Genomic DNA, 14,456 nt, shown 5'->3' on the forward strand with positions numbered 1-14,456 from the left:
CAATGTCCACCACCTGAATGCCATGCCGGCGTTGCGCTGGCAGTCTGCCTCGCTTAAACGCCGTTGCCATGAGCAAGGCGCCCCAGAACCCACCCCAGAAACCTCGGGGCACGCAAGACATGATCGGCGAGGCCGCCGCCCGCTTCGATCATGTGATCGAAACCTTCAACCGCGTGCGCAAGCTGCATGGCTTTGGCCGGGTGGAAGTGCCGGTGTTCGAAAGCACCGCCGTGTTCACGCGCTCCCTGGGCGAAACGACCGATGTCGTCTCCAAGGAAATGTATGAATTCACCGATCGCGGCGGCGATGCCATGTGCCTGCGCCCGGAATTCACCGCCGGCATCGCCCGCGCCTATATCGAAAATGGCTGGCAGCAACTGGCGCCGCTGAAGCTGGCGGCGTGGGGGCCGCTGTTCCGTTATGAGCGCCCGCAAAAGGGGCGGTTTCGCCAATTCCACCAATTGGACGCCGAAATATTGGGTGCGGGCGAGCCGGCGGCAGACGTCGAGGTGATCGCGCTCGGCCAGCATCTGCTGGAAGAACTGGGCGTGGCCGATGATGTGGTGGTGACGATCAACAGCATGGGCGATCCGGAAACGCGCGCCGCCTGGAGCGCCGCCGTGGCCGCCTGGTTCACCAGGCATCGCGGTGACCTGTCCGAAGACAGCCAGCGCCGGCTGGACGCCAACCCGCTGCGCATTCTCGACAGCAAGGACGCGGGTGATCAGGCGCTGGTAGCCGATGCGCCGCAGATCGATGATTATTTCAGCGTCGAAGCCGGGCAGTTCTTCGAGCGCCTGCAGGCCGGCCTGGCCGCCAGCGGCATCGCCTGGACGCGCAACGCCCGGCTGGTGCGCGGGCTGGATTATTATCGCCACAGCGTGTTCGAATTCATCACGCAAAGCCTGGGCGCGCAGGGCACCGTGCTCGGCGGCGGGCGCTATGACGGCCTGATCGGCCATATGGGCGGGCCGGAAACGCCGGCTGTGGGCTGGGCGGCGGGGATCGAGCGGCTGGCGATGCTGGTGGCGGAACCGACCTTGCCCAAGGTTCAGGTCGCCGTGGTCGCCGTTGGCCCGGAAGCCGAAAATGGCGCGCTGGCGCTGCTGCAGGGCCTGCGGCTGGCCGGCATATCGGCCGAACAGGGTTGGCGCGGCAATTTGAAGAAGAAGATGGAACGCGCCGGCAAGTCGGGCGCGCGGCTCGCCGTGCTGATTGGCGCGGACGAAGTGGCGGCCGGCAATGTCACCCTGCGCGATCTGGGCAGCGGCGAACAGGTGCCGGTGGCCATGGCCGAAGCCGTCGCCGCCATCCGGGCCCGCCTGTCCGGGGGCGGTCTCAAGGGATGACGCTGCCGGTCGAGCGTATCGCCCAGATCGAGCGTCGCCATGCCCAGTTGGCGCACGACATGGGCAATCCGGCGCTGCCGGCCGATCAGTTCGTGGCGCTGTCCAAGGATTATGCCGAACTGACTCCGCTGGTGGAGGCGGCGCAGGCGTGGCGGGCCCTGCTGGCGACGCGGGACGAACTGCAGGCGATCCCCGCCAGCGATGAAATGCATGCGCTGGCGCAGGAAGAACTGGCCGAAATCACCGCGCGTTTGCCGGGCGCGGAGCGAGCGCTGGCGCTGAAGCTGCTGCCGCGCGATGCTGCCGATGATCGCTCCGCCGTGCTGGAAATCCGCGCCGGCACGGGCGGCGATGAAGCCGCGCTGTTTGCCGGCGATCTTGCCCGCATGTATGAGCGTTATGCGGCAAACCACGGTTGGCGCTGGGAAATCTTGTCGGCCAATGCATCAGATCTCGGCGGCTTCAAGGAAATCGTGGCCAGCGTCGCCGGCGCCGGCGTATTTGCCCGGTTGAAGTTTGAAAGCGGCGTGCACCGTGTGCAGCGTGTACCGGCCACCGAAGCCGGCGGGCGCATCCACACCAGTGCCGCCACCGTGGCCGTGCTGCCCGAAGCCGAAGATGTGGATGTCGCCATCGACGACAAGGATCTGCGCATCGACGTGTTCCGCGCTTCGGGCGCCGGCGGCCAGCATGTCAACACGACAGACAGCGCCGTGCGCATCACCCATCTGCCCAGCGGCATCGTGGTTGCCGTGCAGGATGAACGCAGCCAGCACAAGAACAAGGCCAAGGCGCTGAAATTGCTGCGCACCCGCCTGTTTGATGCGGAACGCGAGCGCCTTTCAGCCACGCGCAGCGCGGATCGCAAGGCCATGGTGGGCAGCGGCGATCGCAGCGAACGCATCCGCACCTATAATTTCCCGCAAGGCCGGGTGACGGATCACCGCATCAACCTGACGCTGCATCGCCTGCCCGAGATCATTGATGGCAGCGGCCTTGATGAACTGGTGGGGGCGTTGATTGCCGAGGATGAAGCTGCCCGCCTGGCGAGCCTTGGCTGAGTTGGGGGGGTGACCCGCATCGCCGATCTCCTGCATTCAGCGGCTCTGCGTATCGGTGGAGACACGGCGCGGCTCGATGCCGAAGTGTTGCTGGCCCATCATCTCGGGTGCTCGCGTGGCGATCTGATCTTGAATCCAGATCGGAATATCCATCCGCAAGACTATGAAAAACTGATCGAACGGCGCGCCAATGGAGAACCTGTTGCGCACATCACCGGCAGCCGCGAATTCTGGTCGCTGGCCCTGAAGGTCACGCCCGATGTGCTGATCCCGCGCCCCGACACCGAGACCCTGATCGAAGTGGCGTTGCAGCGCTGCACCGCGCCGCGCCGCATCCTCGATCTTGGTACCGGGTCAGGCGCCTTGTTGCTGGCCGCGCTCAGCGAGTGGCCGCAGGCGACGGGCCTAGGCATCGATGCCAGCCCGGCCGCCCTGGCAGTGGCGCAGGAAAACGCCCACCGCACCGGACTGGCCGAACGCGCCGCCTTCCGGCTGGGAGACTGGGGTGAGGGGCTGACCGAGAGGTTTGACCTCATTCTCAGCAATCCGCCCTATATTGCTGAAAATGATTCACTTTCCGAAGAAGTCCGCCGCCACGAACCGGCCCGTGCGCTGTTTGCCGGCAGCGATGGCCTCGACGATTATCGCCGGATCCTGCCGCAGCTTGCCGAATTGCTGAACCCCGGCGGTCTGGCGCTGCTGGAGATCGGCCACCGCCAGGGGCCGGCCCTGCTGGACATGGCCGCCGCCCATGGCCTTGCCGCCCGCATTTACCCCGATCTGGCCGGCCGCGACCGCTGCGCGGCGCTACACATCCCGCCGCTCGAGCCGGCGGCCTGACCACTCCATCGCCTGCGGCACACCAGCCACATGCGCCAGGAACCGCAGCCGCTCCGGACTGTTTGGCGCATCATCGGGCACCCAATCATCCTTTCCGGTGCGGCGCAGGGGCAGCACGCCACCCAGGAACAATTTGTCGCCGCGCGCCACCACGGCGGCTCCGCCAATCCACGGATCATCGCTCTGATAATGGCCGGCCAGCCCGGCAAGTTCCGGCGGCGTGGCGGGCAGGGCGGCATTCACGCCTGACCGCACGAAGCGCCGGCTGCCGTGATCGAGCGCGATCACCGCCTTGTCGCGCCGCTGCGCCACCAGAGGCCAATCCACCAGCCCCGGATGGGCAGTGGCAAACATGCCTGGTGCGATCGCCTGCAGCGGCACCCGCGCACCATCCAGCACGGCAATCAGGCCCGGCAATATGTCCAGCTGCTGCTGCCCGTCGCTGTAACTGCCAACATAATCGCCGGCATCCGCGGGCAGGGCGGCGAGTTCGGGGGGCGCCGGAATCGCCCCGCCGGCCGCCGCCGCCCGCAAGGCCCGCAGAGCATAAAGCGTGATCAGGCGCGGGCGATAATTGATGCCGCCCACCGCACAGCTGGCAAAGGCGCCCAGGCCGGCCGCCGCATCGACATGCATGGACGAGGAGAAACACACCATGCCGCCGGTGTGATGCAGCAAGGCACGGCCTTCATCGCTGCGGTGCATCAGGCCCAGCCCATAGGTTTCCGCCGGGTTGGCCGGATCCTGTACCACCGGATTTTCCAGCCACAGCCGCGCCTGCGCATCGGTGAGCAGGGGCGCGCCCTTGCCCTGGCCAACGGCGGCGATGAAATCCAGATAACGGCCCATGTCGGCCAGCGGCGCCGCCACCGAACCGGCGCCCAGATTGGCATCCACCCAGGGTGCCGGCGCCATTGCCATGCCCGGCAGCACCGGGCGATCCGGGCGCAGCGGGCTGTAGCTGGCGGGATAGCGGGCGCGGTCCTTCCACTGGATGGCGCCGCGCGTCGCGGCCATGCCCAGCGGCCGGCACACGCGTTCCTCGATGATCTGATGGAGGATCTTGCCCTCGATGCGTTCCAGCGCATGGCCAACCAGATCATAGCCGGTGTTGCTGTAGCTCCAGCCCTTGCCGGCGTTGAAACCGCGCCACAATTTCACGCCCAGCGATGGCGCGAAATCCGGCAGGCCCGTGGTGTGATCGAGCAGGCCCCTGATGGTGAACGGCCCGCCCGACGACACGCCCGGCAATTGCGCTTCGGGCAGATGCTGGCGCAGTTCATCGTCCAGGGTCAGCTTGCCTTCGGCCTGCAGGGACAGGCAGGCCAGCGCCACGAAACTCTTGGAAATACTGCCGATCTGCCACAATTCATCGCCGGCCAGGGGCTGCGTTTCTCGATAATCACGTGTGCCCGACAGGATGGTGAAATGCCGCCCTGGCCCGGCCGACACGACCACCCCCATGGCTGGCAAGCCGAAATGCCGGCGGTGCGCCTCCACATAGGCAGCCACCGCTTCCAGCGACTTCGTTTCGGCGGCGCTGGCCCCCGGCGCAACCAGCGTCGCGCGCGCCGATCCTGCCAGCGATGCGCCGGCAGCCCCGGCGAGAAACAGGCGACGATTGATGGTCATGGCACTTCCCCCTTTATGCAGGGTTCAGTGTGGCAAGTCAGCCCGCAGCCGGCAAGCCGCGTTCCGCAGCCTTCACCTGTTGCCAATAGGCTTCCTGCTCCGCCAGCAGCAGCGTCGGGAAAGCGGTGCCGGCCAACGCCTCCATGGCGCGGAATCGCCGTTCGAACTTGGCATTGCCGGCGCGCAGGGCGGCTTCGGGATCGATGCCGTGGCGGCGGGCGAGATTGGCGGCCACGAACAGCACGTCGCCCATCTCCTCGGCGCGGTGCGTGTCATCGGTGGCGGCATCGAATTCGGCCAGTTCCTCCTCCAGCTTGGCGCGCACGCCAGACACATCGGGCCATTCGAAGCCGACCCGCGCAGCGCGGGCCTGCAGCTTTTCGGCGCGCATCAGGGCGGGCAGGGCGGTCGCGACGCCATCGAGCGCCGAAACCGGCCTTTCGGGTGCGCCGGCCGCGGCCCGTTCGGCGGCCTTGATGCGTTCCCATTCATCCTTCTGCGCCACGGCGTCGGCCGCGCGCGTGCCATCGCCAAAGATGTGCGGATGGCGCCGCTCCATCTTCTCGCACAGCGCGGTCACCACATCGGCCAGCGCGAAATGCCCGGCTTCTTCGGCCATGCGGCTGTGGAAGACGACCTGAAAGAGCAGATCGCCCAGTTCCTTCTTCAATTCCGCCATGTCGCGCAGCGCGATGGCTTCGGCCACCTCATAGGCTTCCTCGATCGTGTAGGGCGCGATCGTGTCGAAATCCTGGGCCAGATCCCACGGGCAGCCATGCTCCTTGTGGCGCAGGGCAGCCATGATGCCGGCAAGACGATCAAGCGAGAGTGGGGCGGTGCTCATGGCTTTTTCCCTGCCCCACTGGCGCGCGGCTTTCAATCGCGCAGCACGGTCGTTATGGGCTGCGGCCAGGGAGAAATGCCATGTTCACGATCTTTGGCGACAAGGTTTCCGGCAATTGCCTCAAGGTGAAATGGGTCGCCGACCATCTGGGCCTCGCCTATTGCTGGGTTGATGTGGACGTGGTGAAGGGCGAGGCCAAGGCTCCGGCGTTTCTCGCCAGATTCCCGATGGGGCAGGTACCGGCGGTGGAATTTGCCGATGGGCGCTGCCTGGCGCAATCCAACGCCCTGATGCTGCACCTGGCCGAAGGCAGCGCGCTGATTCGGGCGGACAGCTTCGCCCGCGCCGAAATGCTGCAATGGCTGTTCTGGGAACAATATAGCCACGAACCGGCCATCGCTGTGCGCCGCTTCCAGAAATATTACCTCGGCAAGCCCGACAGCGAGATTGATCCGGCACTGACCCGCAAGGGCCGCGCCGCACTCGACCAGATGGAGCAGCATCTGGCCACGCACACATGGTTTGCCGGGCAGGGGCTGAGCTGCGCCGATATCGGCCTGGTGGCCTATACAAGGGTGGCGCACGAAGGCGGCTTTGATCTGGCCGAATGGCCGGCGGTGCAGGCCTGGGTGGCGCGGGTTGAACGCGCCTTGGGTCTGATCACCTAAAGCCCCTTCAGCCCGTCCAGAAAGGCCGACAGGGCGGCATTGGTGGCGGCTGGCGCCTCCTGCTGCACCCAGTGGCCAGCGCCTTCGATCAGGGTCTTGCCGCGAAAATCCCGGCAGAAGGCGCCGGCATTGGCATAGGCATCCATACCCGGCGCAAAGCCGCGCACCGGATCGCGCGTACCGGCAATGAAGGCGGCGGGCTGGGTGATGAACTGGCCGCGCAATGGCACGGCATCATCAAAATCCAGATCCTGCGCGCGATAGCGGTTGATCGGCCCGCGCCAGCCACCGGCGGCAAAGGCGGTCTTGTAGATGGCAAGGTCTTCGGCCGGCAGCCAGGATGGCAGCGGATCGGGCAGGGGCAGGCCGGCGAGCAGCGTGTCGCCCGGCAACTTGCGGCCAAAGCCCGGCCATTGCACGTCGCCTGACAGGGCAAAATAGATTTTCGCCAGTGCGTCCGGATCGGCGGCGAGTTCGGTTTCGGCCACACCATCGGGCTGGAAATGGAATTGATAGAAGAATTTGCCGGCGTGCAACTGGCGCATCACATCGAGGAAACGGGTTTCGCCCCACGGCGTGAATGGCACGCTCAGCCCGGCAACGGCGGCCACGGCCTGAGGGTGACGCAGCGCCGTGTTCCAGACGATGGGCGCACCCCAATCATGGCCGAACAATATGGCGCGGCCGCCCAGCGCGGCAATGACGGCGGCAACATCGGACGCCAGCACTGCCAGGCGATAGGCCGCCACCGCATGAGGCTTGTCGCTGCCGCCATAGCCACGCACGTCCATGGCGGCGATGCGGCGGCCTTGCCCGGCGAAATGCGCGAGCTGGTGCCGCCAGCTGTGTGACAGTTCCGGCCAGCCATGCACGCACAGGATCGGCAGGTCGGGGCTGTCGTCTGGCCCGGCGACGACGACATTGAGCGCGATGCCGGCGTTATCGACTGTCAGGGTGCGCATGGGATGCTCCGCCTTTGGGTACAGGCACGGTGGCGCAACGGGACATCATCTGGCAATCGGCATTGATGGCAGGGAAGCGGAGTGGCGCGTCTGTCATGTAACGCCATGATAGCCTGATAATATATATTATGTTTAATATACGCAGAGCTGAAACGGACCCCCTTGGCGAAGTCCGCCTGGCAGCCTAACCCTGCAACGATGGATGCCGCCAATCAATTGCCACAGGCCGCCGATCTCTACGGCGATATCGAACGCACGCCAGCCACGCGCTGGCGCGATTATCTGCCCGGCCTGCTGGTGGCCGTGCTGGCCACGCTGGCGGCCGCATCGTTGGCAGACCGTTATGGTGCGCCGCTCACACTGCTGGCGCTGCTGATTGGCCTTGCCATGAATTTCCTGTCGGCCGATCGACGCCTGACGCCCGGCCTGACGCTGGCGAGCCGCGAGCTCTTGCGCTGGGCCATCGTGCTGGTCGGTGCGCGCATCACGCTGGAACAGATTGTGGCGCTGGGGCCGCTGTCGCTGGTTGCCGTGGTCCTGATCGTTGCCATCACCATCGGCGCTGGCGTGCTGGCGGCACGAAGCCTCGGGTTTTCCTCGGCCTTTGGCACATTGTCGGGCGGCGCCGTGGCCATCTGCGGGGCCTCGGCCGCGATGGCATTATCCGCCACACTGGGCGAACGCCGCCTGCGCCAGGCGGAACTCACGCTGGTATTGGTCGGCACATCAACGATGAGCAGCGCGGCGCTGGTGCTGTATCCGGCGATCTGCGAACTGTTCAAATTGAATGACTTGCAGGCTGGCTTCGTGCTCGGCGTCTCCATCCACGATGTCGCGCAGACGCTGGGCGCCGGCTATGCCTTTTCCGGGCCCGCCGGTGAAACCGCGACCATCGTGAAGCTGGCCCGTGTGGCCCTGCTGGCGCCGGTCCTGGCGTTGGTGGCACTGGCTGCGCCCCAACCCCTGAAGATCAGTGGCGGCAAGCGCGCGGCGCCGTTGCTGCCGTGGTTCGTGGTGGGATTCTTCGTCGTGGCCGGCATCAACTCAACGGGCATCATCCCGGCGCAAGTCTCTGGTTTTGCAGCCGATGTCTCCAGCTGGATGCTGGCGGTCTCGGTTGCGGCAACGGCCATCCGCTCACCATTGGGCGAGATATTGAAAGCCGGGCCCAAGCCACTGCTGGTGGGCATTGCCGCCAGCCTCACCAGCCTGGCGGCGGCGCTGGGCTTCGCGGTTCTTGCGCTATAAGCTGATCACCTGCCCATCAAAGCCCGGCTCCACACCCGGCGGAAGCTCGGCACGCAGCGTTTCATAGTCCATCGATTGGTCCATGTGGGTGAGCACCGCCCTGCCCGGCTGGCGCTGCGCGATCCACGCCAAAGTCTGTTCCAGGTGCGTGTGCGTCGGATGCGGTTCACGGCGCAGCGCGTCGACGATCCAAAGATCAAGTCCGGTCAACGCGGCATCGGCGCGGGCATCAAAGTCTTTTACATCAGTTGAATAGGCAAGCTTCTTGCCTTGATGATCAAAGCGCACGCCGGTCGATTCAATGTCGCCATGGAGCTGCGGGAACGGAGTGATGACAAGCTCGCCCAGCACCATCGGCGCGGTGAAATCATGCGGTGTGCAGGTGGCCGGATAGCCGGTGGCGCCGTGAAACACATAATCGAAACGCGATTTCAGCACCGCGAACGTTGCCGGGCTGGCCCACACGTCCACCGGGCGGCGCATGGCATGGAAAACCTGGCGCAGATCGTCGATGCCATGGGCATGATCGGCGTGATCATGGGTGATGATCACCGCATCAAGATGCGCGACCCGGGCCGACAGCAATTGTTCGCGGCAATCCGGCCCGCAATCGATCAGCACCGTCTTGCCGGCGGCTTGCACAAGCACGGAGACACGGCGGCGGCGGTTTCGCGGGTTTTCAGGGTCACACAGGCCCCAGTTCCCTGATCCATCCGCCCCGCCGATGCGCGGCACACCGCTGGACGTGCCGCAGCCGAGAATGGTGATCTTCATGCCGCCTTCGTGAACAGCGCGCGGAAGTTGGCGGTCGTGGTGGCGGCCAGTTCCGCCTCGCTAACGCCGCGCAGATTGGCCAGGAAGCGGGCAGTGTGGGCGACGAAGGCCGGCTCGCACGTCTTGCCGCGCATCGGCACCGGGGCGAGATAAGGCGAGTCCGTCTCCACCAGCAGGCGATCCGCCGGAATCGTCCTGGCGGTTTCCTGCAGATCGCGGGCGTTCCTGAAGGTGACGATACCTGACAGAGAGATGTAGAAACCCAGCGCAAGGGCTTCATCTGCAAAGGCCTGTGAGGCGGTGAAGCAGTGGATGACGCCGTTCAGCGGCCCCTCACCCGGCTCCTTCAGCAGCGCCAGCGTATCGGATTCGGCATCGCGGGTGTGGACGATCAGCGGCAGGCCTGTCGCCCGGGCTGCCTGGATATGGCTGCGGAAACTCGTCTTCTGCCGCTCCCGGTCCGATTTGTCGTAATAATAATCGAGGCCGGTCTCGCCGATGGCAATCACGCGTGGGTGGGCGGCAGCGGCGATCAGCGTGGCGGCATCGGTATCGGGATGTTCGTCAGCCTCGTGCGGGTGAATGCCGACACTGGCCCACACGCCATCGTGCGCATCGGCGATGGCGATCACCCCGTCCCACTCGCTTTCCCGGCAGGAAATGGCGAGGAATCCGCCCACCCCGGCCTCGCGGGCGCGGGCCAGCACACCGGGCACATCTTCCCCCAGGATGGCGTAGTTGAGGTGGCAATGGCTGTCGATCAGCATCTCAGCCTTCCAGCGTGATGCGCGGAAACACGCCGGCCGGCGGCGGCAGTTGCACACCGGCCTCAACTGGCGTGTTGAACCCACTGAAATCACGTGCATCAGCCGCCACGCCCAGCTGATCTAGCAGCGCCACCGTGCTGGCCGGCATGAAGGGCTGGGCCAGGATGACGATGCGGCGGGTGGCGTCGAGCGTGGCGGCCAGCACTTCGGCCATGCGCGCCACGTCGGTCTTGGCCAACGCCCACGGCGCATTTTCGGCGAAATAGCCATTGGCGGCCGCCACCATCGCCATCAGCGCATCCAGCGCCTTGTGCAGCGCCAGCGCGTTCATGGCGGCGAAATAGGCCTCGGAACCGGCCACAAAGGCTTCTTTCAGGCGGACTTCCGTCTCGCCCGGCGTGCCGGCGCGGGTTGGCATCACACCGCCCAGGTTCTTGCCCACCATCGACAGGCTGCGCTGCGCCAGATTGCCGATGCCGTTGGCCAGATCGGCGTTGGTGCGTTCCACAATGGCTTCGTCGGAATAGCTGCCGTCCTCGCCAAAGGCGACTTCGCGGCACAGAAACCAGCGCAACCGATCGACGCCAAAGCGCTCCACCATCGCGGCCGGATCGACGACATTGCCCAGCGATTTCGACATTTTCTCGCCGCGGTTGAGCAGAAAACCGTGGCCGAACACGGTTTTCGGCAGCGCGATGCCGGCTGACATCAGGAAGGCCGGCCAATAGACGGCGTGGAAACGCACCACATCCTTGCCCACCACATGCAGATCCGCCGGCCACCATTCGCCGTCCAGCCCGCCCGCACCCGTCAGGTAATTGGCCAGCGCGTCGAGCCAGACATACATCACGTGCCGTTCGTCGCCGGGCACCTTTATGCCCCAGGTGAAGCTGGTGCGGCTGACCGACAGATCCGAAAGCCCGCCGGCAACAAAGGCGCGCATCTCGTTGAAACGACTGGCAGGCTGGATATACTCCGGGTGGCTTTCGTACAGGGCCAGCAGCTTGTCCTGATAGGCCGAAAGCTTGAAGAACCAGCTTTCCTCCACCGTCCATTCCACCGGTGTGCCTTGCGGCGACAGCTTGGCGCCATCTTCGCCGGCGACGAGTTCGCCCTCGTCATAATAGGCCTCATCGCGGACCGAGTACCAGCCTTCGTAACGGCCCAGATACAGATCGCCATTGGCCGCCATGCGCTGCCACAGCGCCTGCACCAGCGCCTTGTGATCTTCATCGGTGGTGCGGATGAAGCGGCTGTAGCTGATGCCGAGCGCATCATCGAGGGCCTGGAACGGCGCAACCATTTCATCGACATAGGCCTTGGGGGCCTTGCCGGCAGCGCGGGCGGCCTGGTCGATCTTCAGGCCGTGTTCGTCGGTGCCGGTGAGGAACCGCACATCAAAGCCATCGAGCCGCTTGAAGCGGGCGATGACATCGGTGGCGATCGCTTCATAGGCATGGCCCATGTGCGGCTTGCCATTCGGGTAGGCGATGGCGGTGGTGACGTAGAAGCGCGGCTTGGAGGATCTTTGATCAGACATGGCCACGGCCAATGGGGCAATATGCCGGCCGATTCAAGCCGGGACGGCGGCGAGATGCAGGGCGAGGGCGTGCGCCACCTGCCCCGGCTCCAGTTGCAGCGGCACGGCTTCACGGGCCAGGCGGCTGGCGGCTTCCCATTCGGCGATGGCCGCGCCCCGCGCTGGGCCGGAAAGGCGCTGCGCCCGCGCCGCAATCAAGGCCGGCACGCGGTCCAAGAGGGCGGCGTAGCGCCCTTCGCGCCCCTTGCCGCCGATGCCGCGCGCCAACATCAGGGCGGCCGGGTTGGCAATCTGCGGCGGCAGGGCGGCGAGCTGGGCCAGATCGCGTTCCAGCGCGGTGATTCCCGCGCCGGCGAGCGCGATGGCGCGGCCGGGGCAGCCTTCGGCCAGGCGTACGAGCAGGGCTTCGTCCTCGCCTTCCAGATCGGCGCTGGCGAGCACGCGGGAAACCTCTGCATCAGTCAGGCGCGAGAAGCGCAACGTGCGGCAGCGCGAACGAATGGTGGGCAGCAGCCGGCCGGGCGAATGGCTGACCAGAAGGAACACCGTGTCTTCCGACGGTTCCTCAAGACTCTTCAGCAAGGCGTTGGCAGTGTTTCGGTTCATGTCATCAGCCGCATCGATCACCACCACCCGGCGCGGACCCAGCATCGGCGTGCCGGACAGGAATTCGCGCAACGGCTGCCCCTCGCTGTCGGGCCGGCGCACGATCTGGCCGATGACGATTTCACTGCGCATCTTGCCGGTCTTGGCCTCGGTGCGTTCGATCAAGCGATAATCGAGGTGCGATCCGGCGGCCATCAAGCGGGCGGCCTCACCGTCAGCCGGCACGGCAAAGCCACACCCATGCGGCGCGCCGGCCAGCAGCCAGGTCGCCGCCTCGCGCGCAAAACTGGCCTTGCCCAACCCCTGCTGGCCGACGAGCAGCCAGGCATGGTGCGGGCGGCCGCCGGTGAAGGCAGCGGTGAAGGCCTCGATCTGGGACTGGTGGCCGATCAGCACAGCGCATCCCGGATGCGTTGGGCCACATCATCGATGCTGCCGCCAGCGTTGACGGCCGTGCAGCGGGCTGGTTCGGCAGCAGGCAAGGCCACGAAAAATTCCTGCACGCGGGCGTGGAAATCGCCGCCGATGGCTTCGAAGCGTGCTTCGGCACTGCCGGTGACTTTGGCGCGCGCCGCCGCCCGGGCCAGCCCTTCGGCTTCATCGAGCAGCAGCACCAGCGTCACATCCGGCCACAGGCCGACCGCTTCATTGTGCAGATCAATCAGGGCGGCATCTTCCAGCCCGCGCCCGGCGCCCTGATAGGCACGGGTGGAATCGATGAAACGATCGCAGATCACCGTGGCGCCGCGTTCCAGCGCTGGGCGGATGACGCGGGCGACGTGATCAACCCGCGCCGCCGTCATCAACAGCGCGTCGCTCCATGGCGTCCAACGATCGGGATCGCCGGTCACCAGCAGGCCGCGAATGGCTTCTGCGCCGGGCGTGCCGCCCGGTTCGCGGGTCAGCACCACTTCGTGGCCTTGCAATCGCAACGCTTCGGCCAGCAGCCGGCCTTGCGTGGACTTGCCGCTCCCCTCCCCGCCTTCCAGCGTGATGAAACGGCCAGTCTTCATCAGGCGAAGAAGCTCATCAGCCAGTTCCAGGCGCGGCGGAACATACCGGCTTCCTCGATGGCCACCGGCGTCACCAGCGGCGCCCTGGCCGGTGCTTGCCCGGGCATGGTGACGGTGAGCCAGCCCACCTGGCTACCCGCCTTCAGCGGCGCCTTCAGGCCGGGCAGGCCCTCCACCACGGTCTTGCGCTCCATCCCGAACCCGCGCGGCAGGGTGACAAAAAGATCCTTGCCGGCCACCGCGTCGATCTGTGGATCAGCCGCGCCATCGATGGCGACCTTGCCCAGCACCTGGCCTTGTCTGCCAAGCGGGATATTCTGCCAGGCGGCAAAGCCCCAGTTCATGAAATCGACGCTGGCCGCCACGCGCGCGCCAAAACTGGGCAGGCCGGCGACGACCATCACCAGGCGGCGGCCGTTCTGCACAGCGGAACCGGTGAAGCCATAGCCGGCTTCTTCGGTGTGGCCGGTCTTCAGGCCATCGGCGCCGGCGACCTTGCCCAACAGCGGGTTGCGATTGCCCTGGGTGATGGCCTGGCCGGCACCCATGGTCTTGCCCCAGGTGAAGCCTTCCTTCTGGTAGAAGCGGGCATAGAGATCGGGGAAATCGCGGATCGTCGCTTCGGCAATCATGGCGAGATCGCGGGCGGTCACATATTCGTTCGGATCAGGCCAGCCATTGGTGTTGGCGAAATTGCTGTTCTTCAGGCCAAGCCGCTTGGCTTCGCGGTTCATCAAGGCGACGTAATTGGCTTCGGTGCCGCCCAGGCCTTCGGCCAGCACCACGCAGGCATCATTGCCCGACAGGGTGACGATGCCGTGCAGCAGGTTTTCCACGCTCACCTGGCTGTTCACGTCCAGGAACATGGTGCTGCCCTGGTTGTTCCACTTCTTCCAGGTTTCCTCGCGCACCAGGATCGGCTGGTCCAGATTGGCTTCACCGGCCTTGATCAGCTTGAAGGCAACATAGACGCTCATCATCTTGCCCATCGAAGCGGGCGGGATGCGCTTGTCGGCATCCTTGGCCAGCAGGATGCGGCCGGTCTGCAGGTCCTTCATGAAGGCGATGGGGGCCGCGGTGGTGTAGGCCGGGGCCTGGGCCAGGGCGGGCGTGGCGGCAAGAAACAGGGCAATCGGGGCAATCAGGCGCATC

At 65.9% G+C, this 14,456-nt stretch carries 14 protein-coding genes; 5 read left to right on the forward strand and 9 right to left on the reverse strand.

Annotation, left to right across the window (positions count from 1 at the left end; translation table 11 throughout):
- Positions 1-68: 68 nt before the first annotated feature.
- Genes hisS through prmC form a run of 3 tightly spaced genes read left to right on the forward strand, consistent with a single transcriptional unit; the run spans position 69 to position 3,250 of the window.
- Positions 69-1,349 carry a histidine--tRNA ligase gene (gene hisS / locus D619_RS0113660; protein WP_026091058.1) on the forward strand — a complete coding sequence of 427 codons (1,281 nt, stop codon included), beginning with the start codon at positions 69-71 and terminating at the stop codon, positions 1,347-1,349.
- On the forward strand, positions 1,346-2,410 hold the full coding sequence (gene prfA / locus D619_RS0113665) for a peptide chain release factor 1 (protein ID WP_017669164.1): 1,065 nt from the start codon (positions 1,346-1,348) through the stop codon (positions 2,408-2,410). The genes hisS and prfA overlap by 4 nt, the downstream gene beginning before the upstream one ends.
- Positions 2,411-2,428: 18 nt before the next feature.
- The gene (gene prmC / locus D619_RS16765) at positions 2,429-3,250 is read left to right on the forward strand and encodes a peptide chain release factor N(5)-glutamine methyltransferase (protein WP_051033514.1); all 822 of its coding nucleotides are present in this window, start codon (positions 2,429-2,431) and stop codon (positions 3,248-3,250) included.
- Here the strand turns inward: prmC and D619_RS0113675 are convergent.
- A complete protein-coding gene (locus D619_RS0113675) occupies positions 3,218-4,882 on the reverse strand; it encodes a serine hydrolase domain-containing protein (RefSeq protein WP_017669166.1) in 1,665 nt (554 codons plus the stop codon). The two genes, prmC and D619_RS0113675, sit on opposite strands and share 33 nt — an antisense overlap.
- A 37-nt stretch (positions 4,883-4,919) precedes the next feature.
- Entirely contained in the window at positions 4,920-5,726 is an 807-nt protein-coding gene (mazG, locus tag D619_RS0113680) for a nucleoside triphosphate pyrophosphohydrolase (protein ID WP_017669167.1), read from the reverse strand.
- An 80-nt stretch (positions 5,727-5,806) separates the two neighbouring features.
- On the opposite strand from mazG, the gene D619_RS0113685 reads away from it, so the two are divergent.
- Complete coding sequence (locus D619_RS0113685) at positions 5,807-6,394, forward strand: glutathione S-transferase family protein (RefSeq protein ID WP_017669168.1); 588 nt, start codon at positions 5,807-5,809, stop codon at positions 6,392-6,394.
- On the opposite strand, the gene D619_RS0113690 is transcribed toward D619_RS0113685, so the two are convergent.
- Entirely contained in the window at positions 6,391-7,356 is a 966-nt protein-coding gene (locus D619_RS0113690; RefSeq protein ID WP_017669169.1) for an alpha/beta hydrolase, read from the reverse strand. The two genes, D619_RS0113685 and D619_RS0113690, sit on opposite strands and share 4 nt — an antisense overlap.
- 198 nt (positions 7,357-7,554) lie before the next feature.
- On the opposite strand from D619_RS0113690, the gene D619_RS0113695 reads away from it, so the two are divergent.
- Positions 7,555-8,604 carry a putative sulfate exporter family transporter gene (locus D619_RS0113695; protein WP_017669170.1) on the forward strand — a complete coding sequence of 350 codons (1,050 nt, stop codon included), beginning with the start codon at positions 7,555-7,557 and terminating at the stop codon, positions 8,602-8,604.
- On the opposite strand, the gene D619_RS0113700 is transcribed toward D619_RS0113695, so the two are convergent.
- The 6 genes from D619_RS0113700 to D619_RS0113725 are packed head-to-tail and all read right to left on the reverse strand — an operon-like array spanning position 8,599 to position 14,455.
- Positions 8,599-9,378: an MBL fold metallo-hydrolase gene (locus D619_RS0113700; RefSeq protein WP_017669171.1), complete on the reverse strand. Its 780-nt coding sequence runs from the start codon at positions 9,376-9,378 to the stop codon at positions 8,599-8,601. The genes D619_RS0113695 and D619_RS0113700 overlap by 6 nt on opposite strands.
- Complete coding sequence (locus D619_RS0113705) at positions 9,375-10,145, reverse strand: TatD family hydrolase (protein WP_017669172.1); 771 nt, start codon at positions 10,143-10,145, stop codon at positions 9,375-9,377. The genes D619_RS0113700 and D619_RS0113705 overlap by 4 nt, the downstream gene beginning before the upstream one ends.
- Before the next feature lies 1 nt (position 10,146).
- Entirely contained in the window at positions 10,147-11,685 is a 1,539-nt protein-coding gene (metG, locus tag D619_RS0113710; RefSeq protein WP_033373697.1) for a methionine--tRNA ligase, read from the reverse strand.
- Positions 11,686-11,718: 33 nt separating this feature from the next.
- The gene (locus D619_RS0113715) at positions 11,719-12,687 is read right to left on the reverse strand and encodes an AAA family ATPase (RefSeq protein WP_017669174.1); all 969 of its coding nucleotides are present in this window, start codon (positions 12,685-12,687) and stop codon (positions 11,719-11,721) included.
- The gene (gene tmk / locus D619_RS0113720) at positions 12,681-13,304 is read right to left on the reverse strand and encodes a dTMP kinase (protein ID WP_017669175.1); all 624 of its coding nucleotides are present in this window, start codon (positions 13,302-13,304) and stop codon (positions 12,681-12,683) included. Before tmk ends, D619_RS0113715 begins: the two co-directional genes overlap by 7 nt.
- On the reverse strand, positions 13,304-14,455 hold the full coding sequence (locus D619_RS0113725; RefSeq protein WP_033373698.1) for a D-alanyl-D-alanine carboxypeptidase family protein: 1,152 nt from the start codon (positions 14,453-14,455) through the stop codon (positions 13,304-13,306). Before D619_RS0113725 ends, tmk begins: the two co-directional genes overlap by 1 nt.
- Between the last annotated feature and the right edge of the window lies 1 nt (position 14,456).

Source organism: Sandarakinorhabdus sp. AAP62 (genome assembly GCF_000331225.1).
Classification (GTDB): domain Bacteria; phylum Pseudomonadota; class Alphaproteobacteria; order Sphingomonadales; family Sphingomonadaceae; genus Sandarakinorhabdus.